The organism is Nonomuraea sp. NPDC001831 (assembly GCF_042892035.1).
GTDB lineage: Bacteria > Actinomycetota > Actinomycetes > Streptosporangiales > Streptosporangiaceae > Nonomuraea.
Window position 1 is genome coordinate 44,248 of the sequence record NZ_JBIATU010000009.1, and the last position, 25,090, is coordinate 69,337.

At 71.9% G+C, this 25,090-nt stretch carries 24 protein-coding genes and 1 tRNA gene; 20 read left to right on the forward strand and 5 right to left on the reverse strand.

Going from position 1 to position 25,090, the window contains the following annotated elements; translation table 11 throughout:
* Positions 1-58: 58 nt before the first annotated feature.
* From ACFYYW_RS27545 to ACFYYW_RS27560, 4 genes are all read left to right on the forward strand, one after another.
* Positions 59-856, forward strand: coding sequence for a hypothetical protein (locus tag ACFYYW_RS27545; RefSeq protein ID WP_387652636.1), 798 nt, complete (start codon positions 59-61; stop codon positions 854-856).
* Positions 853-1,971 carry a histidine kinase gene (locus ACFYYW_RS27550; RefSeq protein ID WP_364393179.1) on the forward strand — a complete coding sequence of 373 codons (1,119 nt, stop codon included), beginning with the start codon at positions 853-855 and terminating at the stop codon, positions 1,969-1,971. The genes ACFYYW_RS27545 and ACFYYW_RS27550 overlap by 4 nt, the downstream gene beginning before the upstream one ends.
* Complete coding sequence (locus ACFYYW_RS27555; protein WP_387652638.1) at positions 1,968-2,609, forward strand: response regulator; 642 nt, start codon at positions 1,968-1,970, stop codon at positions 2,607-2,609. Before ACFYYW_RS27550 ends, ACFYYW_RS27555 begins: the two co-directional genes overlap by 4 nt.
* 79 nt (positions 2,610-2,688) lie before the next feature.
* Positions 2,689-3,135, forward strand: coding sequence for a MarR family winged helix-turn-helix transcriptional regulator (locus tag ACFYYW_RS27560; RefSeq protein ID WP_387652640.1), 447 nt, complete (start codon positions 2,689-2,691; stop codon positions 3,133-3,135).
* On the opposite strand, the gene ACFYYW_RS27565 is transcribed toward ACFYYW_RS27560, so the two are convergent.
* The 3 genes from ACFYYW_RS27565 to ACFYYW_RS27575 all read right to left on the reverse strand — a co-directional run bounded on the left by ACFYYW_RS27565 (position 3,132) and on the right by ACFYYW_RS27575 (position 6,444).
* Positions 3,132-4,688, reverse strand: a complete 1,557-nt coding sequence (locus ACFYYW_RS27565) for a pyridoxal-dependent decarboxylase (protein WP_387652642.1) — start codon at positions 4,686-4,688, stop codon at positions 3,132-3,134. The genes ACFYYW_RS27560 and ACFYYW_RS27565 overlap by 4 nt on opposite strands.
* Before the next feature lie 88 nt (positions 4,689-4,776).
* On the reverse strand, positions 4,777-4,962 hold the full coding sequence (locus ACFYYW_RS27570) for a DUF4236 domain-containing protein (RefSeq protein WP_352326433.1): 186 nt from the start codon (positions 4,960-4,962) through the stop codon (positions 4,777-4,779).
* A gap of 36 nt (positions 4,963-4,998) precedes the next feature.
* Entirely contained in the window at positions 4,999-6,444 is a 1,446-nt protein-coding gene (locus ACFYYW_RS27575) for a PLP-dependent aminotransferase family protein (RefSeq protein WP_387652644.1), read from the reverse strand.
* Positions 6,445-6,515: 71 nt separating this feature from the next.
* Between ACFYYW_RS27575 and ACFYYW_RS27580 the strand changes: the two genes are divergently transcribed.
* The 12 genes from ACFYYW_RS27580 (at position 6,516) to araA (ending at position 21,278) form a co-directional block, all read left to right on the forward strand.
* Complete coding sequence (locus ACFYYW_RS27580; RefSeq protein WP_364415702.1) at positions 6,516-7,265, forward strand: metallophosphoesterase; 750 nt, start codon at positions 6,516-6,518, stop codon at positions 7,263-7,265.
* A 453-nt stretch (positions 7,266-7,718) separates the two neighbouring features.
* Positions 7,719-8,702 (forward strand): ABC transporter substrate-binding protein, encoded by a 984-nt coding sequence (locus tag ACFYYW_RS27585; RefSeq protein WP_364415704.1) that lies wholly within the window; start codon positions 7,719-7,721, stop codon positions 8,700-8,702.
* Between the two features lie 52 nt (positions 8,703-8,754).
* The gene (locus ACFYYW_RS27590) at positions 8,755-10,263 is read left to right on the forward strand and encodes a sugar ABC transporter ATP-binding protein (RefSeq protein ID WP_387652647.1); all 1,509 of its coding nucleotides are present in this window, start codon (positions 8,755-8,757) and stop codon (positions 10,261-10,263) included.
* Positions 10,263-11,276: an ABC transporter permease gene (locus ACFYYW_RS27595; RefSeq protein WP_387652649.1), complete on the forward strand. Its 1,014-nt coding sequence runs from the start codon at positions 10,263-10,265 to the stop codon at positions 11,274-11,276. The genes ACFYYW_RS27590 and ACFYYW_RS27595 overlap by 1 nt, the downstream gene beginning before the upstream one ends.
* A gap of 5 nt (positions 11,277-11,281) precedes the next feature.
* Positions 11,282-12,256, forward strand: a complete 975-nt coding sequence (yjfF, locus tag ACFYYW_RS27600) for a galactofuranose ABC transporter, permease protein YjfF (RefSeq protein ID WP_387653120.1) — start codon at positions 11,282-11,284, stop codon at positions 12,254-12,256.
* Positions 12,257-12,465: 209 nt separating this feature from the next.
* Positions 12,466-13,584, forward strand: a complete 1,119-nt coding sequence (gene chvE / locus ACFYYW_RS27605; RefSeq protein ID WP_352326442.1) for a multiple monosaccharide ABC transporter substrate-binding protein — start codon at positions 12,466-12,468, stop codon at positions 13,582-13,584.
* Between the two features lie 61 nt (positions 13,585-13,645).
* On the forward strand, positions 13,646-15,175 hold the full coding sequence (mmsA, locus tag ACFYYW_RS27610) for a multiple monosaccharide ABC transporter ATP-binding protein (protein ID WP_352326443.1): 1,530 nt from the start codon (positions 13,646-13,648) through the stop codon (positions 15,173-15,175).
* 5 nt (positions 15,176-15,180) lie between these two features.
* Positions 15,181-16,440: a multiple monosaccharide ABC transporter permease gene (gene mmsB, locus ACFYYW_RS27615; protein ID WP_352326445.1), complete on the forward strand. Its 1,260-nt coding sequence runs from the start codon at positions 15,181-15,183 to the stop codon at positions 16,438-16,440.
* 71 nt (positions 16,441-16,511) lie between these two features.
* Positions 16,512-17,495, forward strand: coding sequence for a LacI family DNA-binding transcriptional regulator (locus tag ACFYYW_RS27620; protein WP_364393262.1), 984 nt, complete (start codon positions 16,512-16,514; stop codon positions 17,493-17,495).
* A 53-nt stretch (positions 17,496-17,548) separates the two neighbouring features.
* A complete protein-coding gene (gene araB, locus ACFYYW_RS27625) occupies positions 17,549-19,168 on the forward strand; it encodes a ribulokinase (protein ID WP_387653121.1) in 1,620 nt (539 codons plus the stop codon).
* Positions 19,169-19,179: 11 nt separating this feature from the next.
* Complete coding sequence (locus ACFYYW_RS27630; RefSeq protein WP_352324635.1) at positions 19,180-19,827, forward strand: L-ribulose-5-phosphate 4-epimerase; 648 nt, start codon at positions 19,180-19,182, stop codon at positions 19,825-19,827.
* A complete protein-coding gene (gene araA / locus ACFYYW_RS27635; RefSeq protein ID WP_387652653.1) occupies positions 19,824-21,278 on the forward strand; it encodes an L-arabinose isomerase in 1,455 nt (484 codons plus the stop codon). The genes ACFYYW_RS27630 and araA overlap by 4 nt, the downstream gene beginning before the upstream one ends.
* Here araA and ACFYYW_RS27640 read toward each other — a convergent pair.
* Complete coding sequence (locus ACFYYW_RS27640) at positions 21,275-21,622, reverse strand: PLDc N-terminal domain-containing protein (RefSeq protein WP_352324637.1); 348 nt, start codon at positions 21,620-21,622, stop codon at positions 21,275-21,277. The two genes, araA and ACFYYW_RS27640, sit on opposite strands and share 4 nt — an antisense overlap.
* 66 nt (positions 21,623-21,688) lie before the next feature.
* Between ACFYYW_RS27640 and ACFYYW_RS27645 the strand changes: the two genes are divergently transcribed.
* The 3 genes from ACFYYW_RS27645 (at position 21,689) to ACFYYW_RS27655 (ending at position 24,218) form a co-directional block, all read left to right on the forward strand.
* Positions 21,689-22,894, forward strand: coding sequence for an FAD-binding protein (locus ACFYYW_RS27645; RefSeq protein ID WP_364415712.1), 1,206 nt, complete (start codon positions 21,689-21,691; stop codon positions 22,892-22,894).
* 91 nt (positions 22,895-22,985) lie between these two features.
* Positions 22,986-23,777, forward strand: a complete 792-nt coding sequence (locus ACFYYW_RS27650; RefSeq protein WP_387652656.1) for an LLM class flavin-dependent oxidoreductase — start codon at positions 22,986-22,988, stop codon at positions 23,775-23,777.
* Between the two features lie 36 nt (positions 23,778-23,813).
* Positions 23,814-24,218, forward strand: a complete 405-nt coding sequence (locus ACFYYW_RS27655; protein ID WP_387652658.1) for a DUF3224 domain-containing protein — start codon at positions 23,814-23,816, stop codon at positions 24,216-24,218.
* 29 nt (positions 24,219-24,247) lie between these two features.
* On the opposite strand, the gene ACFYYW_RS27660 is transcribed toward ACFYYW_RS27655, so the two are convergent.
* Positions 24,248-24,320 (reverse strand) — tRNA-Ala (locus ACFYYW_RS27660).
* Positions 24,321-24,414: 94 nt separating this feature from the next.
* On the opposite strand from ACFYYW_RS27660, the gene ACFYYW_RS27665 reads away from it, so the two are divergent.
* Positions 24,415-25,080 carry a tRNA-dependent cyclodipeptide synthase gene (locus ACFYYW_RS27665; RefSeq protein ID WP_387652660.1) on the forward strand — a complete coding sequence of 222 codons (666 nt, stop codon included), beginning with the start codon at positions 24,415-24,417 and terminating at the stop codon, positions 25,078-25,080.
* Positions 25,081-25,090: the final 10 nt, after the last annotated feature.

The window sequence follows — 25,090 nt, forward strand, 5'->3', positions numbered from 1 at the left end:
TCTTGTCCGGACCTGAGGGAGACGCGGGCGGCCGGCCGGAGCCGCGATCGTCGAGGGCATGCGACTTCAACGACTGCAGATCTCGGCGCTTTCCGTCCTCGCGCTCGTCGTGGCGCTCGCGCTCGCGCCGCTGCCGGGGCTGCCGTACACCATGGGGTTCGCGCCGCACTGGGTGACCGTGCTGGCCGCCGGGCTGGGGGCGGTCTTCGTGGTGCGGCCGCATCCGGCGGGGCTGGTGCCCGTCCTGCTGCTGCTGTGGTCGGCGGGCGGGCTCGTGCTCGACGTCTTCCGCGCCTTCTTCGCGCTCACCGGCATCCCCGCCGGGGAGTTCGCGCAGGTCGACTGGCCCGGGATGGCGCTGCGCGGGCTCAGCCTGGCGGCCTGCGCGCTGCTGGGCGCGCTGCTGCTGCCGCGTGTCAGGGTGCCCGGCGGGCCCTGGCTCGGGTACGCCGCGTTCGCCCTCGGGTTCGTCTACCCCCTGGCCAAGCTCTACTGGTCGGCGGGCGGCACCCTGTTGCGCCCCGCTGACTACGGCGAGGGCTTCCCGTACGGCGAGACGATCATGCTGGTCATCGGCGCGGTCGGCTCGCTGGCCCTCGTGCAGCGGTGGGGACGGTCGCTGCCGCGGCGGCTGGTGCTGGCCGGCGGTTGGACGGGCGCCGCCATGTTGACCACTATGGGAGCCATGTCTGTTCTCGGCACGTTCTCCCAGCTCCTCGGCCTCACCCAGGGGCCCGTGCCGCTGTCCGAGCCGGCCACGGTGGCGGCGGTCGCGGTCGTGTACGGGAGCTGGCTGCTGTTCGGACTCGCGGTCGCCGGGGCCACTCTCTCCTACCAGCGCACGACGGCACGATGACGCCCCGCCGCGCCGACGTGGTCCTGGCCCTGGTCGCCGGGGTGACACTGTTCCCGCTCTCCCTGACGGTGGCGGTGTTGTCGGCGCCCGGCGTGCGGGCGGTCCTGCTGGCGGGGGCCTGCCTGGCGGCGCACGCGGCCGTGGCGTACCGGCGGCGGACGTGGGCGTTCCTCGTGGTCGCCGCGGCCTTCGCCGTCCAGGTCGCGGTGACCGGGCTGTTCCTCGTGCTGCCGTCGTCGGCGCTGTTCCCGCTCGCGGTCTACTCCTGCGCCGCCCACGCCCGGCGGCGCCCGCCGCTGGTGGTCGGCCTGGCGGGGGCGGGGGCGGCGGCGGCCAGGTTCGCGACCGACTCCAGCGTCGCGGCGGCCGGGCTCGGGCCGGACCCGTGGCTGCTGCTGGCGCTGCTGGCCGCGGTGGTGGTCGCGGCGTGGGGGCTCGGCCTGTACCGGCGGACCCAGCTCGCCCACCTCGACCTGCTGCGGGAGCGGGCCCGCGAGGCCGCGGCGCGGGCCACCGCCGAGGAACGGGCCAGGATCGCCAGGGAGATGCACGACGTGGTCGCCCACGCGCTGGCCGTCATCGTCGCCCAGGCCAGGGGCGGCCGGTTCGCGCCCGCGCGGGCGGCCGAGATCCTGGCCGCCATCGAGGAGACGGGACGCGCGGCCCTCACCGACATGCGGGCCGCCGTCGGCGTGCTGCGCGCCACGCCCGGTGACGGGCCGCCGCCCGGATTGACGGGCCTGCCGGACCTGGTGGCGCGGACCCGGGACGCCGGGCTGCCCGTCGAGGAGATCGTGCGCGGCACGCCGCGTCCCCTCGGGCCGGGGGCCGATCTCGTCGCCTACCGCGTGGTGCAGGAGGCGCTGACGAACACGCTCAAGCACGCGGGCGCGGGCGCGCGCAGCACCCTCCGGCTGGACTGGACGGACGACGCCCTGCGCATCACCGCCGGCGACGCGGGCGGCACCGCCTCCGCCGCGACGTGCGGTGACGGGCCGGGGAACGGGCTGGCGGGCATGCGCGAGCGGGTGACCGCGCTGGGCGGGACCCTGGACGTCCGGACGGAGGAGGAAGGCGGGTTCGTCGTCGAGGCCCGCCTTCCGTACCCGGCATGACCATCGGCGTGTACGTCGTGGACGACCAGCGGCTGGTGCGTACCGGCACGGTGATGGTGATCGACGCCCAGGACGACATGCGCGTGGTGGGGGAGGCCGGCGACGGGGTGGAGGCGCTGGCCGGGCTGCGCGCGGTGACGGCCGACGTCGTGCTCATGGACGTCCGCATGCCGCGCATGGACGGCGTCGAGGCGACCCGGCGGCTGCTGGCGACCCCCGGCGCGCCCAAGGTGATCGTCCTGACCACCTTCGACCTGGACGAGTACGCCTTCGCCGCGCTGCGGGCCGGCGCGTCGGGCTTCCTGCTCAAGGACGCCCCCGCCGAGGAGTTGCTGGCCGCGGTGCGGACCGTCCACCGGGGGGACGCGGTGATCGCCCCCTCGACCACCCGCCGCCTGCTCGACCACGTCGCGCCGCACCTGCCGGACGCCGGGCCCGACCCGCTGACCGAACGGGAGCGGGAGGTGTTGCGGCACATCGCCTGGGGCGAGACGAACGCCGAGATCGCAGGCGCGCTGTTCCTGTCCGAGGGCACCGTCAAGACCCACGTCGGCCGCGTCCTGGCCAAGCTGGGGCTGCGCGACCGGGTCCAGGCGGTCATCTGGGCCTACGAGCACGGCCTGCACCGCCGCCCCTGATCGGGCGCGCGCCGGCCCGGGCGCGACGGGCTTGAATCGTTCATGCTCTGAATGATGTATCGGCACTACCATTGTGCGGGTGGACGAAGTCAAGCCGGTGTCGGTGGCGGGGACGATGGCCTTCAGGATCGGGACGCTCGGGGCGATCCTGACCGAGCGGTTCACGGCCGCGCTCGTCCCGCTCGACCTCAAGCCCAAGCACGTCGGGCTGATGACCCTGCTGGAGGCGCGCGGCGCGGCCTCGCAGCTCGACGTCGCCAAGACCATGGGCGTCGCGCCGAGCCTGGTGGTGACGCTGGCCGACCACCTCGAACGGCTCGGCGGGATCTCCCGGGTGCGCGACCCCGGCGACCGGCGGCGTCAGCTGCTCGACCTCACCAGCGAGGGGCGCGCGCTGCTGGGCCGGTGCCTGGAGGTGACACTGGAGCTCGACGCCGAGCTGACCGGCGGGCTCGGCCCGCGGGACCGGGCCGTGCTCGCCAGGGTCCTCGGCACGCTGGCCGCCCAGGCGGGGCTGCCGGTCTAGTCGTCGCGAGCGGTCTCCCGGGCGGTCTCCCGGGCGGTCTCCCGGGCGGTCTCCCGGGCGGTCTCCTGAGCGGTCTCCTGGGCTGTCTCCTGGGCTGTCTCCTGGGCCAGGGCGGCGTGTCCCTGGCGGATGGCGGCCCAGGCCCGGTCCACGTGGCGGAGTTCGGTGGCGGGGCCGCCGACGGCCATGCGGAGCACGATCCGGCCGCCGATCGCGGTGTGGGTCAGGTAGAGGGAGCCGCCGGCGTTCAGGGCCTCCATCAGGCGCAGCGTGGCGGCGTCGGCGTCGGCGGGCGGCAGGCCGGGCCAGCGGGGACGGAAGCAGACCAGGCCGAGCGGGTGCGGCTCGTGCAGCTCGAAGGCCGGGTCGGCGGCGATCAGGGCGGCCAGGTGCTGGGCCAGGGAGACGCCCTTGCGGATGTGGGCGCGCAGGCCCTCGGCGCCGTACCAGCGGATCACCGACCACAGTTTCAGCGCCCTGAACCGGCGGCCCAGCGGGATCTGCCAGTCGCGGTAGTCGACCACCGAGCCGGCCGTCGTCGCCGCGTTGCGCAGGTACTCCGGCAGGATCGACAACGCGCCGAGCAAGGGGGCGCGGTCGGCCGTCCACAGGACGGTGCAGTCGAAGTTGGTCAGCAGCCATTTGTGCGGGTTGGTGGAGTAGGTGTCGGCGTACTCCGCCACGCCGTCGTTGAGCCCGCGGAACTCGGGGCAGACGGCGGCGACCCCGGCGTAGGCGGCGTCCACGTGCAGCCACACGTCGTGCTCGCGGCACACCTCGCCGATCTCCGGCACCGGGTCGACGGTGGCCGACGAGGTGGTGCCGACGGTGGCGCAGACCATCGCGGGGACCGCGCCGGCGGCCTTGTCGGCCGCGATCAGCTCGCGCAGCCGTCCCGGGTCCATGGCCAGCGTTCGGGGGTGCACGTCCACCACCCGTACGCCGTCGGACCCGAGGCCGGCGACGCGGGCGGCCTTCTCCAGCGAGGAGTGCGTCTGCGACGAGACGTAGATCGTGTACCGCTCGGCGACGCCCGTACGCGTGACCCGGCCGTCGCTCGCCCGGTGCAGGGCGGCGAGCAGCGCGACCAGGCAGGCGCTGGACGCCGAGTCCTGGATCACGCCGCCGCCGCGCGCGTCGGTCCTGAAGTGCGCGGGCAGGCCGAGCAGGCTCGCCAGCCAGTCCACCACCACGGTCTCCAGCTCGGTGCAGGCGGGGCTGGTGACCCACAACATGCCCTGCACGCCGAGGCCGCTGGAGAGCAGGTCGCCGAGGATGGCGGGGCCGCTGGCGTTGGAGGGGTAGTAGGCGAAGAAGGCGGGGTGCTGCCAGTGGGTGATGCCGGGCAGCAGGATGGTGTTCAGGTCGTCCAGGACGGCCTCGAACGGCTCGCCGTGCTCGGGCGGCTCGGCGGGCAACGCGCGGCGGACGTCCCCGGGCTCGGCCCGTGACATCACCGGACGGGACTCGATGCCGGCCATGTAGTCCGCGATCCAGTCGACGACCTGCCGGCCATGGCGGCGGAACTCCTCCGGGCTCATATGGGCGTTCATGTCTTACAGATCATCATTTGGGCGGCGTCCCGGGAAGACGGGAACGGGCCGGAGGCCGCGCGCCTCCGGCCCGTCGTTCCGGCGGGGGTCAGCGCCCGCTGAGTGTCTTGCGCCAGTGGAAGCCGCCGGGCAGATTGACCGACAGCGTACGGCGGCCGTCGGCGGTGCGCGTCACCCTGAACAGCCGGTTGCCCCAGCTGTGTCCAACGCCGCCGCGGGACAGGTTCAGCCGGACCGGGCCCAGCTTGATCGTCTTGCGGTAGCTCCAGCTCATCGGATTCCTCCGTCGAGGTCGGTGAGAGCCGATCAACTACCCGGAAAGGCCGGAAATATCGGGGTTTTCGGCGCTGCCGGCGCTTCCTTCGGCGGATGCCCAGGTCAGGGCGTCGGCGAGGGCGTCCAGGGCGGCGGGGAAGGCGCGTTCGGAGGGGGCGGCGTACCCGATCAGCAGGCCGCCGGGGCCGGGCGTCTGGCGCAGCGGGCTCAGGCCGCGCAGGGCGATGCCGCGCCGCTCGCAGGCCGCGAGCACGACGGACTCGGCCGGCCCGGACGGCGGGAGCATCAGCAGCGCGCGCAGGCCGGCGGCCACGCCGGGCAGGCGCGCGCCGGGCAGCGGGGCGGCCGGTCCCGGGCCGAGGCGCGACAGCAGCAGCTCGCGGCGGCGGCGGTAGCGCAGGCGCGCGGCGCGCACGTGCCGGTCGTAGTCGTGGTCGTCGATCAGACGGGCCAGGACGAGCTGGCCCAGCACCCCGGTGTGGGCGTCGGCGTGCAGCTTGGCCTCGGCGACCGGGCCCACCAGGGCGGGCGGAAGCGCCATCCAGCCCAGGCGCAGCGCCGGGGAGAGCGACTCGGAGGTGGTGCCGCAGTAGACGACCTGGTCGGGGGCCATGCCCTGGAGGGCGCCCACGGGACGGCGGTCGTAGCGGAACTCGCCGTCGTAGTCGTCCTCGATGACCGGGCCGCCCCACTCGCGCAGCAGGCGGCGGCGCGCCGGGGCCAGGGGGACGCCGGTCGGGTACTGGTGCGCCGGGGTCAGCACGGCGGCGGCCACCCCGGACGTGAGGTCGCCGGTACGGGCGCCCTGCCCGTCCACCGCGAGGGGGACGATCGTGCGGCCGGCGCGGCGCAGGACCTCCCGGTAGAAGTCGTGGCCCGGGTCCTCCATGGCGATCGGGCCCGCGCCGAGCACCTGCGCCAGCAGGTTGAGCGACTGGACGAAGCCCGTGGTGACGACGATCCGGTCGGGGGCGGTGCGCACGCCCCGGGTCCTGCCGAGATAGCCGGCCAGTGCGGTGCGCAGCTCGATCCGGCCGCGCGGGTCGCAGGGGCCGAAGACGTCGGCGGGGGCCGCGGCGAGCACGTGGCGGGTGGCCCGCAGCCAGGCGCGCGCGGGGAAGGCCGACACGTCCGGCTGTCCGGGACGAAGGTCGTGCACCGGCTGCGACGGCCCGGGGGCGGAAGGGGAGCCGATCGGCGCGGGGGCGGGTGGGAGGGCGTCGGCGACCTCGGTGCCCGAACCCGGGCGGGTGGTGAGGTAGCCCTCCTCGGCGAGCTGGTCGTAGGCGGCGCCCACCGTGCCGCGGGCCAGGCCCAGCCCGGCCGCGAGCGCCCTGGTCGAGGGCAGGCGGGTGCCGGGCGGCAGCCGCCCGTCGCGTACGGCGGCGCGCAGCGCGTCCTCGACGGCCCGCCGCCGCCCGAGTGCGGGATCGAGCTCCAGATGCAGGTCCACTCCGGAACTGGTCCAATTTTTCACCACGAAACCGGATCTTACGGATGGTCCGGTGGGCGGTTACCGTCGAGGGCGTACCTCGAAAGGAAGTCCTGCCCATGCTCGTGATCGCCCATCTCAGCGACATCCACCTCGGCGGCTCGGACCGGTCCGTCGAGCGCGCCGACGCCGTCATGCGCTATCTGGACGCCCTCCCGTACGACCTCGACGCGGTGCTCGTCACCGGCGACATCGCCGACCACGGTCTGCCTGAGGAGTACGAGCAGGCGCGCAAGTTGCTGACCTCGCGCCACCCGGTCCTCGTGTGCCCCGGCAACCACGACGTCCGGGAGGGGTTCCGGCGGGTGCTGCTCGGTGAGCCGGCCGCGTCCGGGCCGGTCAACCGGGTCCACCGCACCGGCGGAGCCGTCTACGTGTTGTGCGACTCCTCCGTCCCGGGCCGGGCCGACGGTCACCTGGACGACGAGACGCTGTCCTGGCTCGACGGCGTGCTCGGCGCGGAACGCGGCCTGCCGCTGTTCGTGGCCTTCCACCACCCGCCCGCGACGCTGCACTCGCCGGTCGACACGATCATGCTCCAGGCCCCGGAACGCCTCGCCGCCCTGCTGGCCGGGCACCCGCACGTGACGGCCGTGCTGGTCGGCCACGCGCACACCGCGGCGGCCACCACCTTCGCCGGCCGCCCGCTGCTCGCCGCGCCCGGCGTGGTGTCCACGCTGCGGCTGCCCTGGGAGGGCGCGACCACGCTGGCCGGCTGCGCCGACTACGAACTCCCGCCGGGGCTCGTCTTCCACGTGCTGGACGACGACGGCCGGATCACCACCCACCACCGCGTCGTACCGGTCTGAGGGCGGACGGCGGCGGGCCGGGAGGCCGCGGGCCTCCCGGCGCGGGGACGATTCGCTTCACGGGGGTGCTCCTCGGACGAGGGGACTGTTAGCGCTACCAGTCGAAGTGACCGCTAACAAAGGTGATCGGCGTCACGTTAGGGAGGGAACAGCCCTGGAGTCAAGGGGTGTCCGGCGTGACGTGACCGTGATGTGGCGGGCTCTTGACGGATGTGCTTGTTAACGTTCACAGTCGTGGCCAAGCCAGGAAAGGAGCGGTCGCGGGATCGGTCCGGGGTCGTCTCCCCTCGGTCGCGGCCGAGGAGGCGAGGTGGCGGCCCGCCTCCTGGCGCCCCGCGGTCGCCGGTACGCGAGACGGGCACGGCCCGACGGGACCGCGCAGGCCCCCGAGGCAGGAAGGCGCCGGCAGCCGGGTTCGGTTGTTAGCGCTCACATGAGAAGGGAACCCCCCACGTGTTCAGAAGGATCTCGGCGTTGGTGCTCGCCGGGCTCACCGCGATGTCGGTGGCGAGCTGCGGCGGAGGCAGTGGCGGCAGCGGCGGCAGCGGCGGCGGCGACGGCTCGATCACCATGGGCTTCGCCCAGGTCGGCGCGGAGAGCGGCTGGCGCACCGCGAACACCAAGTCCGTGCAGGACTCGGCCAAGAACGCGGGCGTGACGCTCAAGTTCTCCGACGCCCAGCAGAAGCAGGAGAACCAGATCAAGGCCATCCGCTCCTACATCCAGCAGAAGGTGGACGTCATCGCCTTCTCGCCGGTGGTGGAGTCCGGCTGGGACACGGTGCTCAAGGAGGCCAAGGACGCGAAGATCCCGGTCATCCTGACCGACCGCGCCGTCGACTCCAAGGACACCTCCCTGTACAAGACCTTCCTCGGCTCCGATTTCGTCGAGGAGGGCAAGAAGGCCGGCCAGTGGCTGGTGCAGGAGTACAAGGACGCCAAGGACCCGGTGAACATCGTCGAGCTCCAGGGCACCACCGGCTCGGCCCCCGCCAACGACCGCAAGGCCGGGTTCGCCCAGGTCATCGGCGCCGACCCGAAGTTCAGGGTGATCGCCTCGCAGACCGGCGACTTCACCAGGGCCAAGGGCAAGGAGGTCATGGAGGCCTTCCTGAAGTCCAACCCGGACATCGACGTGCTGTACGCCCACAACGACGACATGGGCCTGGGCGCGATCGAGGCCATCGAGGGCGCGGGCAAGGTGCCCGGCAAGGACATCAAGATCATCACGGTCGACGCCGTCAAGGACGGCATGCAGGCCCTGGCCGACGGGAAGATCAACTATATCGTCGAGTGCTCGCCGCTGCTCGGCCCGCAGCTCATGGACCTGGCCAAGAAGGTCGTCAAGGGCGAGCAGGTGCCGGCCCGCGTGGTGACCGAGGAGACCACGTTCACGCAGGAGCAGGCCAAGCAGGTCCTGTCCAGCCGTCAGTACTGATCGTGCGGGCCGGGCCCGGTGGCCCGGCCCCTTCAGGCGGAAGGGGAGGCGCATGGCCGCACCCGTGCCGGTCCTGACGATGAACGGGATCGGCAAACAGTTTCCCGGGGTCAAGGCCCTGGACGGCGTGGACCTGCGGCTGCTGCCCGGCGAGGTGCACGCGCTCATGGGCGAGAACGGCGCCGGCAAGTCCACCCTGATCAAGGTGCTCACCGGCGTGCATGCCGCCGACTCGGGCACGATCGAGCTGGGCGGGCGGCCCGTCGCCTTCGCCGGCCCGGCCGAGGCGCAGCGGGGCGGCATCAGCACCGTCTACCAGGAGGTCAACCTCTGCGCGAACCTGTCGGTGGCCGAGAACATCTTCATCGGCCGCGAGCCGCGCAGGTTCGGGCGCATCGACTGGAAACGCGTGCGGGCCAGGGCCGGCGAGCTGCTGAGCGGGCTGGACCTGAGCATCGACGTCTCGGCGCCGCTGTCGGCGTACTCGCCGGCGGTGCAGCAGATGGTGGCCATCGCGCGGGCGGTCGACATCGAGGCCCGGGTGCTGATCCTGGACGAGCCCACCTCCAGCCTGGACGCCGACGAGGTGCGGCAGCTCTTCCGGGTGATGCGGCGGCTCAAGGAGGAGGGCATCGCCATCCTCTTCGTCTCCCACTTTCTCGACCAGATCTACGAAATTTCGGACCGTATGACGATCCTGCGCAACGGACGGCTCGTCGGCGAGTACCTGACCCGCGAGCTGCCCCAGCTCGACCTGGTCGCCAAGATGATCGGCCAGGAGCTGGCCGCGCTCGACCGCCTGCACGGCGAGGCCAGGGTCTTCGACCGCCCGCTGGTCGAGGCGCGCGGGCTGGGCCGGGCCGGGGCCGTCGAGCCGTTCTCGCTCACCATCCACGAGGGCGAGGTCGTGGGGCTGGCCGGGCTGCTCGGCTCGGGGCGTACCGAGGTCGCGCGGCTGCTGTTCGGCGCCGACCACGCGAGCGGCGGCGAGCTGTCCGTCGGCGGCGCGCCCGCCGCGCTGCGCACCCCGCGCGCGGCGATGAACCACAAGATCGCCTTCTGCTCGGAGAACCGCAAGGAGGACGGCCTGATCCCCGACCTCACCGTGCGCGAGAACATCATCCTGGCGCTCCAGGCCACCCGGGGCTGGACCAGGCCGGTGCCGCGCGAGCAGCAGGACGAGCTGGTCACCCGGTACGTCAAGGCCCTGCGGATCAGCCCGCCCAACCCCGAGCACCTGGTGCGGAACCTGAGCGGCGGCAACCAGCAGAAGGTGCTGCTGGCGCGCTGGCTCATCCTGGAGCCCCGGCTGCTCATCCTCGACGAGCCCACCCGCGGCATCGACGTCGGCGCCAAGACCGAGATCCAGCGCCTGGTCGCCGAGCTGTCCGACGGCGGCATGGCGGTGTTGTTCATCTCCGCCGAGCTGGAGGAGGTGCTGCGGCTCAGCCACAAGGTCGAGGTGCTGCGCGACCGGCGGCTGGTGGCCGAGCTGCCCAACGACGCAGCGCTCACCATGGACGTGCTCATGGAGACGATCGCGAGCGGAGGGCGGCCCTGATGCGGCGGCTGTGGTGGCCCGTGGCGGTGCTCGCGCTGCTGCTGGCCCTGAACGTGTTCTTCACCCCCAGCTTCCTGTCCGTCCAGGTCAGGGACGGGCACCTGTACGGGAGCCTGATCGACATCCTGCGCTTCGGCGCGCCGCTGATCCTGGTCTCGCTGGGCATGACGCTGGTCATCGCGACCGGCGGCATCGACCTGTCGGTGGGCTCGGTGGTGGCGATCTCGGGCGCGCTGGCCTGCCTGCGGATCAGCGAGGACGCCGGCGTGCCGGCTGCCGTGGCGCTCGCGCTCGGACTGTGCCTGCTGCTCGGCGCCTGGAACGGGTTCCTGGTCGCGCAGGCGGGCATCCAGCCGATCATCGCCACGCTGATCCTCATGGTGGCCGGGCGCGGCCTGGCCCAGCTCATCACCGACGGGCAGATCATCACGGTCAACAGCCCGTCGTACAAGCTGATCGGCGGCGGGTATCTGCTGGCGGTGCCGTTCGGGGTGCTGCTGGTGCCGGTCGTGCTGGCGGTCACCGCGTTCCTGACCCGGCGGCTGGCGCTGGGCCTGCTGATCGAGTCGGTCGGCGGGAACGCCGAGGCCAGCAGGCTCGCGGGCATCAGGTCGCGCGGGATCGTCATCATGGTCTACGCCTTCGCCGCCCTGTGCGCGGGCATCGCCGGGATCCTGATCAGCTCGAACGTCTCCAGCGCCGACGGCAACAACGCCGGCCTGTGGATCGAGCTGGACGCGATCCTGGCCGTGGTGATCGGCGGCACCTCGTTGTCGGGCGGCCGGTTCTCGCTGGGCGGGACCGTGGCCGGCGCGCTCGTCATCCAGACGCTCACCACGACGATCTACTCCATCGGCGTGCCGCCCGAGACGACCCTGCTGTTCAAGGCGCTGGTCGTGACAGCGGTCTGTCTCGTGCAGTCGCCGTCGTTCCGCGCGAAGGCGCTGCGCCGGCGCGGCGGCAGCGCGCCGCCCAGCCCGGCCCCCGAGGAGAAAGTGCGGGTGACCCTGTGACGACCATGACCGTGGGCCGGGTCGCGTTGCCGGCCCGCCACCTGCCCGTGCTGGTGACGGCGTGCCTGTTCGTGGCGATGTTCGTCGTGGGCGGCCTCCGGTACGAGGGGTTCGCCAGCGGGCAGGTGGTGCTCAACGTCTTCATCGACAACGCGTTCCTGCTGGTGGTGGCGGTGGGGATGACCTTCGTGATCCTGGCCGGGGGCATCGACCTGTCGGTGGGGTCGGTGGTGGCGCTGTCCACGATGATCTCGGCGTCGCTGATGTCGGGGCCGGGGTGGCCGCCGTACGTGGTGGTGCCGCTGGTGCTGGCCGTCGGGTCCGGGCTCGGGCTGGTGATGGGGTACATCGTGCACGCCTTCGACATCCAGCCGTTCATCGTGACGCTGGCCGGGATGTTCCTGGCCCGGGGGCTGTGCTACACGATCGGCACGGACTCGATCCCGATCGAGGACCCGACGTTCACGGCGTTCGCGCAGACCAGGATCGACCTGTTCGCCGATCTGTGGATCTCGCCGAGCGTGCTCATCGCGGTGGGGGTCGTGCTGGCAGCGGCGTACGTGCTGCACTACACCCGGCTCGGCCGGGCGGTGTACGCGACGGGCGGCAGCGAGCAGTCGGCGCTGCTCATGGGCCTGCCGGTGGGCCGGACGAAGATCACGGTCTACACGGTGAGCGGCTTCTGCTCGGCGCTCGGCGGCGTGCTGCTGTCGTTCTACATGCTCTCGGGCTACGGCCTGCACGCCGTCGGCATGGAACTGGACGCCATCGCCGCCGTGGTGATCGGCGGCACGCTGCTCACCGGCGGCAGCGGCTTCCTGCTCGGCACGGTGCTCGGCGTGCTGGTGCTCGGCCTGATCCAGACGATCATCAGCTTCGAGGGCACGCTCAGCTCCTGGTGGACCAAGATCTTCATCGGCCTGCTGCTCTTCGTCTTCATCGTGCTGCAACGGGTCTTCAGCGCGCGCCCAAGGCGCTGACCTGCGAGGAGTCTGCCGCGAAAGTTACCTAAAGGTTTCCGTCAGGTTATCCTCAACCGTTGACATCGTCTTTGTTAGCGATAACAATCGGCGGGAACGAAGCGAGAACTTTGTTCTGATTCGGCACGTTCTGTGACTGAGTCCTCTGCAAGATCGGCAGTTAACGCTCACATTCCCGCTGCCGCAACCCCCATTGCAAGGAGTGCCACATGAGGTTGGGACGTATCGGGGGCGTGGTGTCCGCCATCGCGCTCGCCGCGACCATGACGGCCTGCGGCTCCAGCCAGAAGACGGTCGACGCCGACGCCTCCACGTCGGCCGCCGCCGGCGGCGCGGGCGCCCTGATCGGCGTCACGATGCCCACCAAGTCGTCCGAGCGGTGGATCCACGACGGCGACAACGTCAAGCAGCAGCTCGAACAGCTGGGCTACAAGGTCGACCTGCAGTACGCGGAGAACGACATCCCGACGCAGGCCAACCAGATCGAGAACCAGATCACCAAGGGCGCCAAGCTCCTGATCATCGCCTCGATCGACGGCACCGCGATCACCTCGCAGCTCCAGCAGGCCGCCGACGCCAAGATCCCGGTCATCTCCTACGACCGCCTGATCCGCAACAGCCCCAACGTCGACTACTACGCCACCTTCGACAACTTCAAGGTCGGCGTGCAGCAGGCCACCTCGCTGCTCAAGGGCCTCGGCGTGGACGACGGCAAGAAGGGCCCGTTCAACGTCGAGCTGTTCGGCGGCTCGCCCGACGACAACAACGCCACGTTCTTCTGGAACGGCGCCATGTCGGTGCTCCAGCCGAAGATCGACGACGGCACCCTGCTGGTCAAGAGCGGCCAGAAGGACTTCAAGACCGCCGCCATCCTGCGCTGGGACCCGGCCACGGCCCAGAAGCGCATGGAGGACATCCTCACCAAGACCTACACCGGCGGCACCAAGGTGGACGGCGTGCTGTCCCCCTACGACGGCCTGTCCATCGGCATCCTGTCGGCGCTCAAGAGCTCCGGCTACGGCACCAGCGGCCAGCCCTACCCCGTCGTGACCGGCCAGGACGCCGAGCTCGCCTCGGTCAAGTCGATCATCGCCGGCGAGCAGTACTCCACCATCTTCAAGGACACCCGCAAGCTCGCCGAGCAGACGGTGAAGATGGCCGACGCGGTCCTCAAGGGCGGCAAGCCCGAGGTGAACAACACCAAGGACTACGACAACGGCAACAAGGTCGTCCCCTCCTACCTGCTCGACCCGGTGATCGTGGACAAGAGCAACTACAAGGAGATCATCGTCGGCGGCAACTACTACACCGAGGACCAGCTCAAGTAAGGGCCCGCCCCGGGGGACCGCGGTCCCCCGGGGGCACTTCCCACACCTGAGCGAGGGGCATATGACCGAGCACATCTTGCGGATGAGCGGGATCACCAAGACGTTCCCCGGTGTCAAGGCGCTGCAGGACGTCAACCTGGCCGTCCGGCGCGGCGAGATCCACGCCATCTGCGGCGAGAACGGCGCCGGCAAGTCGACGCTGATGAAGGTGCTGTCCGGGGTCTACCCGCACGGCGACTACGAGGGCGAGATCACCTTCGAGGGCGCGCGCTGCGAGTTCGCCGGCATCCGCGACAGCGAGCACGCCGGGATCGTCATCATCCACCAGGAGCTGGCGCTCAGCCCGCAACTGTCGATCGCGGAGAACATCTTCCTCGGCAACGAGCGCGCCAGGCGCGGCTTCATCGACTGGAACCGCACCAACTACGAGGCCGCCGAGCTGATGCGCCGCGTCGGCCTCCAGGAGAACCCCACCACCACGGTCTCCGACCTCGGCGTCGGCAAGCAGCAGCTCGTCGAGATCGCCAAGGCGCTGTCGAAGGAGGTGAAGCTGCTCATCCTCGACGAGCCGACCGCCGCCCTCAACGACGACGACTCGGCCCACCTGCTCGACCTGCTGCGCGGCCTGCGGGACGAGGGCATCACCTGCGTGATCATCTCGCACAAGCTCAACGAGGTGACCGCGATCGCCGACTCCGTCACGATCATCCGCGACGGCCGCACGATCGAGACCCTGGACATGGCCACCGACCACGTCACCGAGGACCGGATCATCTCCGGCATGGTCGGCCGCGCGCTGGACAACCGCTTCCCGCCGCACGAGTCGACGATCGGCGAGGAGGTCCTGCGGATCGAGGACTGGACGGTGCACAGCCCGAGCCAGCCCGGCCGCAAGGTCGTGGACGGCGCCTCGCTCACCCTGCGCAGGGGCGAGATCGTCGGCCTGGCCGGCCTGATGGGCGCCGGGCGCACCGAGCTGGCGATGAGCCTGTTCGGCCGCACCTACGGCGTGCACATCTCCGGCAAGGTCTTCAAGGACGGCAAGCCGATCGAGATCCGCAACGTGCAGGACGCGATCCGCCACGGCCTGGCCTACGCCACCGAGGACCGCAAGCGGTACGGCCTCAACCTCATCGAGGACATCAAGCGCAACATCAGCGCCGCCGGGCTCAAGGGCCTGGCCCGGCGCGGCTGGGTGAACGAGAACGAGGAGTACAAGGTCGCCGAGGAGTTCCACCGGAGCATGAACATCAAGGCGCCCAGCGTCAACAGCGTCGTCGGCAAGCTGAGCGGCGGCAACCAGCAGAAGGTCGTGCTCTCCAAGTGGATCCTGACGCAGCCTGACGTGCTCATCCTCGACGAGCCCACCCGCGGCATCGACGTCGGCGCCAAGTACGAGATCTACACGATCATCAACCGCCTCGCCGACCAGGGCAAGGCCGTGCTGGTGATCTCCAGTGAGTTGCCTGAGCTGCTCGGCCTGTGCGACCGCATCTACACGCTCTCCGAAGGTCGCGTCACCGGCGAGGTCCCCCGCCGGGAGGCCACCCAGGAAAGCCTCATGCATCTCATGACCAAGGGACAGGAGTAGCTCCGATGAGCAGCATCACGCCCGCCGACGTGCAGGTCGGCGCGGGAGGCGACGGGGGAGCGCCGCGGCGGCCCGGCCGGGTGTCGCTGGGCGGCATGTCGCTGAACCTGCGTTCGAGCGGCATCTACATCGCCTTCGCGCTGATCATCGTGCTGTTCTCGGTGCTCACCGACGGCGCGTTGCTCCAGCCGCAGAACATCTCCAACATCATCGTCCAGAACTCCTACGTCCTGATCCTGGCGATCGGGATGATCCTGGTCATCATCGCCGGGCACATCGACCTGTCGGTCGGCTCGGTGGTGGCGGTCACCGGAGCGCTGGCCGCCGTGCTCATGGTGAACATGGGCCTGCCGTGGCCGCTGGCCCTGCTGATCACGGTCGCCGCCGGCGCGCTGATCGGGGCCTGGCAGGGCTACTGGATCGCCTACTTCGGCATCCCGGCCTTCATCGTCACGCTGGCCGGCATGCTGCTGTTCCGCGCGCTCACCATGACGGTGCTCGGCAACCAGGGCATCGGCCCGTTCCCCGACCAGGTCCGTACGCTGGCCAACGGCTTCACCGACGGCTACCTGGGCAACGTGGGCCTCGGCCCGCTGGGCGGCGCCGACCTGTTCAGCCTGCTCATCGGCCTGGTCGCGATCGGCGGCATGGTCGCCGCGCAGTGGCGCACCCGCAACGCCCGCAGGGGTTACGGCCAGTCGGTCGAGCCGATGGCCGTGTTCGCGCTGAAGATGGCGGCCGGCGCCGCGCTGATCCTGTTCCTGGTCGTGCAGCTCGCCCGCTTCAAGAACCTGCCGTGGGTGCTGGTGCTGCTGGCCGCGCTGGTGCTGGCGTACTCGCTGATGGCCAACCGCACGGTCTTCGGCCGGCAGATCTACGCCATCGGCGGCAACCTCCAGGCGGCGGTCATGTCCGGCGTCAAGGTCAAGTCGGTGGTCTTCTGGATCTTCGTCAACATGGGCGTGCTGGCCTCCGTCGCCGGCATCATCTTCGCCGGCCGGCTCAACCAGGCGGGCCCGACCGCGGGCAACAGCTTCGAGCTGGACGCCATCGCGGCGGCCTTCATCGGCGGCGCGGCCGTCCAGGGCGGCGTGGGCAAGGTCGTCGGCGCGATCACCGGCGGTCTGATCATGGCTGTCATCAACAACGGCATGTCGCTCATCGGCTCGCCCAGTGAGCGGGTGATGCTCGTCAAGGGCGCCGTGCTGCTGGCCGCCGTCGCGTTCGACGTGTGGACCAAGCGGCGCGCCGGCGCCTCCCGCTGACCACCGCAGGCCCGGCAAGCCCCGCGAAAGGAGAACCCGTGGTACCGAGCCCCAGGCCGCGTCCGCCGGTCATGGCCGACGTGGCCAAGGAGGCCGGCGTGTCGCACCAGACGGTCTCACGGGTGCTCAACGACCACCCGAACGTCCGGGCCGACACCCGTGCCCGGGTGGAGGAGGCGATCGTCCGGCTGGGCTACCGGCGCAACCTGGTCGCCCGCGCGCTGGTCACCAAGCGGTCGCGCACCCTCGGGGTGGTGAGCTTCGACACCACCCTGTACGGCCCGGCCAGCATGGTCTACGGCATCGAGCAGGCGGCCAGGACCGCGGGTTACTTCGTCAGCATCGTGAGCCTGAAGTCGATCGACGCGGCCAGCGTCCGCGACGCGCTCGACTACCTGGCCGAGCAGAGCGTGGACGGGGTGGTGGTGGTCGCGCCGCAGCGCTCGGCCGCCTCCGCCCTGGAGAGCCTGCCGGCCGGGGTGCCCGCGGTCGTGGTCGAGGGCGCGCACGGCGCCGACGTCTCCGCGGTCTGCATCGACCAGGTCGAGGGCGCCAGGCTCGCCACCCAGCACCTGCTCGACCTGGGCCACGAGACGGTCTGGCACGTCGCGGGACCGTCCGACTGGCTGGAGACCGAGGGGCGCGTCGAGGGCTGGCGCTCGACGCTGGAGGCCGCCGGCCGGCCGGTGCCCGAGCCGCTGCCCGGCGACTGGAGCCCGCGCGCCGGGTACGCGGCCGGCCGGCGCCTGGCCGGGATGGACGGGGTCACCGCGGTGTTCGCCGCCAACGACCAGATGGCGCTGGGCGTGCTGCGCGCGCTCAGCGAGGCCGGGGTGCCCGTCCCCGGGCGGATCAGCGTCGTGGGCTTCGACGACATCCCCGAGTCCGAGTTCTTCTCGCCGCCGCTCACCACGGTCCGGCAGGACTTCGACGTGGTGGGCCGCCACTGCATCGAGGTGCTGCTGCGGCAGATCGACGCCGGGCCGGCGGCGTACGAGCGCATGGTGGTGCGTCCCAGCTTCGTCGTCAGGTCCAGCACCGCGCCGGCCCGATAGCCGGCAGGCGAACAGACAACTCTCTGGAGTGCAATGTGAACGCTAACAAGTTCGTGGTCGGAGTGGACTTCGGCACGCTGTCGGGGCGCGCGGTCGTCGTCCGCGTGTCCGACGGCGCGGAGCTGGGCAGCGCCGTCCACGAGTACGCCGAGCGCGTCATCGAGCACACGCTCCCCGGCACCGGCGTGCGGCTCGGCCCCGACTGGGCGCTGCAGTCGCCGCGCGACTGGCTGGACGTGCTGCGCGTGGCCGTGCCCGGGGCCCTGGCCGCCGCCGGGGTCGCCGCCGAGGACGTGATCGGCATCGGCACCGACTTCACCGCCTGCACCGTCCTGCCGACCACGGCCGACGGCACGCCCCTGTGCTTCGAGACGCCCGAGCAGCCGCACGCCTGGCCGAAGTTGTGGAAGCACCACGCCGCCCAGCCGCACGCCGACCGCATCAACGAGCTGGCCGCGCGGCGGGGCGAGAGCTGGCTGCCGCGCTACGGCGGCAAGATCTCCTCGGAGTGGGAGTTCGCCAAGGCCCTGCAGGTCCTGGAGGAGGCCCCCGAGGTGTACGCCAGGGCCGAGCGCTGGATCGAGGCGGCCGACTGGATCGTCTGGCAGCTGTCCGGCGTCGAGAGCCGCAACATCTGCACCGCCGGCTACAAGGGCGTCTTCCAGGACGGGAGCTACCCCTCCGAGGACTTCCTCGCCGCGCTCAACCCGGGCTTCTCCGGCTTCGCCGGCAAACTGGCGACCGGGGTGGTCGGCGACGACGTCGGCGGCGTCACCCTGGCTCCCCTCGGCGGCCTGGCCGGCGTGCTGACGGCGCGGGCGGCCGGATGGACCGGCCTGCCCGAGGGCATCGCCGTGGCCGTCGGCAACGTGGACGCCCACGTCACCGCCGCCGCCGCGGACGCCGTGCGCCCCGGCCAGATGGTGGCCATCATGGGCACCTCCACCTGCCACATCATGCCCAGCGACCGGCTGGCCGAGGTGCCCGGGATGTGCGGTGTCGTCCGGGACGGCATCGTGCCCGGCCTGTGGGGCTACGAGGCCGGCCAGTCCGCCGTCGGCGACATCTTCGCCTGGTACGTCGACACCTTCGGCACCGACGGCCACGAGCGCCTGACCGAGCTGGCCGAGCGCCAGGCTGTCGGCGCGCACGGGCTGGTCGCGCTCGACTGGTTCGGCGGCAACCGCTCGGTGCTCGTGGACCACGACCTGTCCGGCGTGATCGTCGGCCAGACCCTCGCCACCAGGCCCGAGGACGTCTACCGCGCGCTCATCGAGTCCACCGCGTACGGCGCCCGCATGATCGTCGAGACGTTCGAGAAGTCCGGCGTGCCGGTCGAGGAGTTCGTGGTCGCCGGCGGGCTGCTGAAGAACCGCTTCCTCATGCAGGTCTACGCCGACGTGCTGCGCCGCCCGCTGTCGGTCATCGGCTCCGACCAGGGCCCCGCGCTCGGCTCGGCCGTGCACGCGGCCGTCGCCGCCGGCGCCTACCCGGGCATCGAGGAGGCCGCCGCCGCCATGGGCAAGCGCACGCGGGCGGCGTACGTGCCGGACGAGGCCCGCGCCGACGCCTACGACCGCCTGTACGCCCAGTACCGCGACCTGCACGACCACTTCGGGGACGGGCGCATGCTGCACACCCTCCGCGCGATCAGGAACGAGGCCGCCAAGTGAACCACGAGGAAATGAGAGCGACCGTCGCCGGGCTGCACGCCGAGCTGGTGCACTACGGCCTGGTCGTCTGGACCGCGGGCAACGTCTCGGGCCGGGTCCCGGGCGAGGACCTGTTCGTCATCAAGCCGTCCGGGGTCTCCTACGACGAGCTGACCCCGGAGAACATGGTCGTCTGCGACCTCGACGGCAACCTCGTCGAGGGGGCCCACGCGCCCTCCAGCGACACCGCCGCGCACGCCTACGTCTACCGCGAGATGCCCGAGGTCGGCGGCGTCGTGCACACCCACTCGACCTACGCCTCGGCGTGGGCGGCCCGCGGCGAGCCCATCCCGTGCGTGCTGACGGCCATGGCCGACGAGTTCGGCGGCGAGATCCCGGTCGGCCCGTTCGCGCTGATCGGGGACGACTCCATCGGCCAGGGCGTCGTGGAGACGCTCAAGGGCCACCGCTCGCCGGCCGTCCTCATGCAGAACCACGGCGTCTTCACCATCGGCAAGGACCCCAAGGCCGCCGTCAAGGCCGCCGTGATGTGCGAGGACGTGGCCCGCACCGTCCACGTGTCCAGGCAGCTCGGCACGCCGCTGCCCATCGGCCCGGCCCACATCGACCGCCTGTACGACCGTTATCAGAACGTCTACGGACAGAGGAGCCCGCGTTGAACATCTGGTTTCTGACCGGCAGCCAGGGACTGTACGGCGAGGACACGCTGAGCCAGGTGGCCGAGCAGTCGCGGCGCATCGCCGAGCAGCTTCCCGTGCCCGTGCAGTGGCGGCCCGTGCTGACCGACGCCGCCGCGATCAGGCGCGTCATGCTGGAGGCCAACGCGGACGACGAGTGCGCCGGCGTCATCGCCTGGATGCACACCTTCTCCCCGGCCAAGATGTGGATCGCCGGTCTCGACGCGCTGCGCAAGCCGCTGCTGCACCTGCACACGCAGGCCGACGTCGAGCTGCCGTGGAGCTCCATCGACATGGACTTCATGAACCTCAACCAGGCCGCGCACGGCGACCGCGAGTTCGGGTTCGTGCAGACCCGGCTCGGCGTGCCGCGCAAGACCGTCGCCGGGCACGTCAGCGACCCGGCCGTCGGCGCGCGCGTCGAGGCGTGGGCGCGCGCGGCCAGGGGCGTGGCCGAGGTGCGGGCGCTGCGGCTGGCCCGCTTCGGCGACAACATGCGCGACGTGGCCGTGACCGAGGGCGACAAGGTCGAGGCGCAGCTGCGCTTCGGCGTCTCGGTCAACACCTACGGCGTCAACGAGCTGGTCGAGGCCGTGGACGCGGCCTCCGACGCCGACGTGTCGGCACTGGTCAAGGAGTACGCCGAGCTGTACCGGGTGGCCCCCGAACTGCTCGGCGAGCGCCACGAGTCCCTGCGGTACGCCGCCAGGATAGAGCTCGGCCTGCGCGGCTTCCTGGAGCGCGGCGGCTTCCGCGCCTTCACCACGAACTTCGAGGACCTCGGCGGCCTGCGCCAGCTCCCCGGCCTGGCCGTGCAGCGCCTGATGGCCGACGGCTACGGCTTCGGCGGCGAGGGCGACTGGAAGACCTCGGTCCTGCTGCGCACCCTCAAGGCCATGAAGCCGGGCGGCACGTCGTTCATGGAGGACTACACCTACGACCTGACGCCCGGCAACGAGCTCATCCTCGGCGCGCACATGCTGGAGGTCTGCCCGTCCATCGCCGCCGGGACGCCGTCGTGCGAGATCCACCCGCTGAGCATCGGCGGGCGGGAGGACCCGGTGCGGCTGGTGTTCGACGCCGCGCCCGGCCCCGGCATCGTCGTCGGCCTGGCCGACATGGGCGACAGGTTCCGCCTGGTGGCCAACGAGATCGACGTCGTCGCGCCGCCGCAGCCGCTGCCGAAGCTGCCCGTGGCCCGCGCCGTCTGGTCGCCGCGGCCGAACCTGCGCACCTCGACCGAGTCGTGGCTGACCGCCGGCGCGCCGCACCACACCGTGCTGTCCACGGCCGTCGGGCGCGAGGAGCTGGCGGACCTGGCCGACATGCTCGGCGTGGAGCTGCTGGTGATCGACAAGGACACCACGACGGCGCAGTTCACCAAGGAGCTGCGCTGGAACCAGGCGTACTACCGGCTCGCCCAGGGCTTCTAGTCCTCCGGCGGCTTCTTCGGGGCGTTCCTGCGCTGCTCCTCGGCACGTTCGCGGCAGCGGCGCAGGAACTCCGCGTCGTCGTCGGGGTCGGTGGCGGCGAACCGCCCCGGGCGGTCGTACTCGGGGAACGCGCTCGGCCGCGAGGTCGCCTGCGGGGCACGTTCGGGACGGCCGGCCACGAGCCAGATGACCGAGCCGACCAGCGGGAACAGCAGGACCACCAGCACCCATACGATCTTGGGCAGGTTCCTGCAGACCGCGTCCGGCGTGGTGATCACGTCGAAGAGGCAGTAGAGCCACAACACGAGGGTGGCCAGGCCCATGGCCTCGGACAGATACAGCACGGGGCCGAACGTAGTGACGGGCGGGGGAGACGGCAAGGGAAACCGGATGAATAGGGTGAAGCCGTGATGTTGACCAACTGGGCGGGCAACACCGCCTTCCGGGCGCGAGCCGTCCACCACCCCGCCTCGCTCGACGAGCTGCGCGGCCTGGTGGCCGGGAGCGACCGGGTGCGGGCCCTGGGCAGCGGTCATTCCTTCAACGACGTCGCCGACACCACCGGCGACCTCGTCGTGCTCGACCGCATGCCCGCGACGATCGAGATCGACAGCGCGGCGCGCAAGGTCCGGGTCGCGGCCGGCACCACGTACGCGCGGCTGGCCGAGGCGGTGCACGCGGCCGGGTTCGCGCTGGAGAACATGGCCTCGCTGCCGCACATCTCGGTCGCCGGCTCGGTCGCGACCGGCACGCACGGCTCCGGCGACGCCAACCGCTGCCTGGCCGCCGCCGTGTCCGGGCTGGAGCTGGTCACCGCCGACGGCTCGCTGCTGTCGTTGTCCCGCGGGGACGACGACTTCGCCGGCGCGGTCGTCGCGCTGGGCGCCCTCGGCGTCGTCCACACGCTGACGCTGGACCTCGTACCGGCCTTCGAGCTGCGCCAGTACGTCCGCGAGGGCCTGACGCCCGACGCGCTCGACGGGTTCGACGACATCATGGCCGGCGGCCACAGCGTCAGCCTGTTCACCGACTGGCGCGACACCAGGATCTGGCTGAAGCGCCGCGAGGAGTTCACCGCCGGCTCCTGGCACGGCACCCGCCCCGCCCCCGAACCCCGCCACCCGCTGCCCGGCATGCCCGCCGACGCCTGCACCACGCAGCTCGGCGTGCCGGGCCCCTGGCACGAGCGGCTGCCGCACTTCCGGCCCGACGCCCCGCCGAGCGGCGCCGGTGACGAGCTCCAGTCGGAGTTCCTGCTGCCCCGCGCGCACGCGGTCGCGGCGCTGCGCGCGCTGTACGCCGTCGGCGACCGCGTCCGCCCGGCCCTGCAGATCTCGGAGGTGCGCACGATCGCCGCCGACGACCTGTGGCTCAGCCCGTTCCGCGACCGTGACAGCGTCGGCGTGCACTTCACCTGGATCAGGGACGTCGCCGCCGTGCTCCCGGCGATCGATCTGGTCGAGCGGACGCTCGCCCCCTTCGACCCACGGCCCCACTGGGGCAAGCTGTTCATCCGCCGCCCCGCCTGCCCCGCCGGTTTCCGCGAGCTGGCCGGGCGGCTGGACCCGGCGGGCAAGTTCGCCAACGACTTCGTCCGGCTACTGCTGGGGGAGTAGCGGGCCGCGCCGGGCGTGCGCCCGCCGTCGTAGCGGGCCACCGGTCCGGCGGACGATGTGCCGGCCGGGCCGTCGCGGCATCGTGGAGCGCATGACCGATCACCCGTTCAGATTCGGGGCCGTCGCCGGTTACGCCCCCACCGCGCAGGCCTGGACCGGGCTGGCCCGCAGGGTCGAGAGCCTGGGCTTCTCCACCCTGCTCGTCCCCGACACGCTCGGGACGCTGTCGCCGTTCGCCGCCGCGGCCGCGGCCGCCGCCGTCACCACGACGTTGCGCGTCGGCACGTACGTGGTCAGCGCCCCGTACCGCACCCCCGAGACCGTCGCCTGGGAGACCGCCACCCTGCACACGCTCACCGGCGGACGCTTCGAGCTCGGGCTGGGCGCCGGCCGTCCGGGCGCCGAGCAGGACGCGGCGGCGCTCGGCGTGCCGTTCGGCACCCCGGCCGAGCGCGTGGCCCGCCTGGCCGCCACGATCGACGCGGTCAAGGACGTGCCGATCCTGGTCGCCGCGACGGGCGCCCGCGTGCTGGGCCTGGCCGCGCGCAAGGCGGACACGGTGGCGCTCGGCGTGCCGCCGCAGCACACCGAGGACCAGCTCGCCGCCAAGCTGGACGAGCTGTACGAGCTGGCCGGCGACCGCTTCCACGACCTGGAGCTCGGCATGAACCTGGTGGCCGCCGGCGGCGAGCCGCCCGCCTGGCTGGCCGGCCGCTTCGGCCCGCTCGGCCCCGAGGCCACCGGCCTGCTCACCGGCGCCCCCGACGAGATGGCCGACGTCCTGCGGCGGCGCAGGGACCGGCTCGGGATCTCGTACGTGACGGTGAACGCCCAGTTCGTCGACGCCTTCGCGCCCGTCGTGGAACGGCTGGCCGGTACCTGACGGAAGCTGACAGGTAAGAGTGACACGATGGCTCCCATGACCGCACAGGGAACCTTCGACACCGCCGGCTGGGACGCCAAGCCGCCCTTCGACGACCGCGACGGCGTCGCGCTCGGCCTCGTCAGCATGACCAAGACCTTCCACGGCGACCTGACCGGGACGAGCGTCGTCCATCTGATGGTGGCCTCGACCCCGGTGGAGGACTCGCGCGCGTACGTGGCGATGGAACGCATCGAGGGCACCCTGGAGGGCCGCAAGGGCGGCTTCGTCGTGGCGCACCAGGCGCTGAGCGACCGCGGCGGGCAGTCGCTCACCATCACGATCGTGCCCGACTCGGGCGTGGGCGAGCTGACCGGCATCACGGGACGGATGAACATCACCATCGCCCCGGACGGCTCGCACTCCTACACCCTGGACTACGAGCTGCGGGAGAGAGAGTGACCCGGGCGAACACCCGGGTGGATGAGGGGTGGAGCTATGGGGATTCGAACCCCAGACCTCCTCCATGCCATGGAGGCGCGCTACCAACTGCGCCATAGCCCCTTGCTGCGGTCACAAGTGTATCGGACTCCGGGACCCGCGACACACATGCGCGTACCAGGCATACGCTGAGTCAAATCTTGCTACTCTCCGTGCCATGTCCAGCGTGCAGGCCGTCCCGTTGACCCCGCGGTGCGCGAAGATCCTCGCCGCTCGTGAGCATGCCGTCGTCGAGGTCAGCGCGTTCAACGGGTTCTTCACCCTGCGGGCCATCCGCAGCCTGCTGGAGTGGGCGACCCGCACGTTCACCGGCGTGCACGTGCTCGTGCCGGGCGTCGAGCTGGCCGGCACGCTGGTCGCGCGCGGGCTGCCGTCCGGGGCGGCGCTGATCAAGGCGCGGTCGGCGGCCAACAACACGCGCAACCGGGTGATCCGGGTGCTCGAAGGCATGGGCGCGGCCAACGCCACCGTCTTCGACTGGAACGAGCTGGCCGGCAACCGCGCCTACCGGCGCTCCCGTCGGGAGCTGGAGCGGCTGGCCGCCAAGGACGCGGCGTTCCGCGCGCGCTGCGTGGCGGCGGTGCTGCCGATTGTCGGCGGCCGGGAGCTCACCCCCGAGCAGGCCGCGAACGCGCTGCCCTTCCTGCTGGCCGGGCTGCCGCTGGTGCTGAACAGCCCGGCGATCCTGCGCACGGGCTCGTCGGTGTTCTGCCACCCTGAGCCCATGCCGCTGGTGGGGGAGCTCTACGCGGGCACACTGCCCGTCTCGCGCTCGCCCCACCAGGGCTTCGTCGCCTCCCGGCCGGCCCCCGACCCTGCCTGACCCCGGCGGG

Bases quoted from the DNA above. Each gene is read 5' to 3' on its own strand.
- ACFYYW_RS27545 (WP_387652636.1), top strand. From the start codon at position 59: ATGCGACTTCAACGACTGCAGATCTCGGCGCTTTCCGTCCTCGCGCTC.
- ACFYYW_RS27550 (WP_364393179.1), top strand. From the start codon at position 853: ATGACGCCCCGCCGCGCCGACGTGGTCCTGGCCCTGGTCGCCGGGGTG.
- ACFYYW_RS27555 (WP_387652638.1), top strand. From the start codon at position 1,968: ATGACCATCGGCGTGTACGTCGTGGACGACCAGCGGCTGGTGCGTACC.
- ACFYYW_RS27565 (WP_387652642.1), bottom strand. From the start codon at position 4,688: ATGAACGCCCATATGAGCCCGGAGGAGTTCCGCCGCCATGGCCGGCAG.
- ACFYYW_RS27570 (WP_352326433.1), bottom strand. From the start codon at position 4,962: ATGAGCTGGAGCTACCGCAAGACGATCAAGCTGGGCCCGGTCCGGCTG.
- ACFYYW_RS27580 (WP_364415702.1), top strand. From the start codon at position 6,516: ATGCTCGTGATCGCCCATCTCAGCGACATCCACCTCGGCGGCTCGGAC.
- ACFYYW_RS27590 (WP_387652647.1), top strand. From the start codon at position 8,755: ATGGCCGCACCCGTGCCGGTCCTGACGATGAACGGGATCGGCAAACAG.
- ACFYYW_RS27595 (WP_387652649.1), top strand. From the start codon at position 10,263: ATGCGGCGGCTGTGGTGGCCCGTGGCGGTGCTCGCGCTGCTGCTGGCC.
- yjfF (WP_387653120.1), top strand. From the start codon at position 11,282: ATGACCGTGGGCCGGGTCGCGTTGCCGGCCCGCCACCTGCCCGTGCTG.
- chvE (WP_352326442.1), top strand. From the start codon at position 12,466: ATGAGGTTGGGACGTATCGGGGGCGTGGTGTCCGCCATCGCGCTCGCC.
- mmsA (WP_352326443.1), top strand. From the start codon at position 13,646: ATGACCGAGCACATCTTGCGGATGAGCGGGATCACCAAGACGTTCCCC.
- mmsB (WP_352326445.1), top strand. From the start codon at position 15,181: ATGAGCAGCATCACGCCCGCCGACGTGCAGGTCGGCGCGGGAGGCGAC.
- ACFYYW_RS27620 (WP_364393262.1), top strand. From the start codon at position 16,512: ATGGCCGACGTGGCCAAGGAGGCCGGCGTGTCGCACCAGACGGTCTCA.
- ACFYYW_RS27630 (WP_352324635.1), top strand. From the start codon at position 19,180: ATGAGAGCGACCGTCGCCGGGCTGCACGCCGAGCTGGTGCACTACGGC.
- ACFYYW_RS27645 (WP_364415712.1), top strand. From the start codon at position 21,689: ATGTTGACCAACTGGGCGGGCAACACCGCCTTCCGGGCGCGAGCCGTC.
- ACFYYW_RS27650 (WP_387652656.1), top strand. From the start codon at position 22,986: ATGACCGATCACCCGTTCAGATTCGGGGCCGTCGCCGGTTACGCCCCC.
- ACFYYW_RS27655 (WP_387652658.1), top strand. From the start codon at position 23,814: ATGACCGCACAGGGAACCTTCGACACCGCCGGCTGGGACGCCAAGCCG.
- ACFYYW_RS27665 (WP_387652660.1), top strand. From the start codon at position 24,415: ATGTCCAGCGTGCAGGCCGTCCCGTTGACCCCGCGGTGCGCGAAGATC.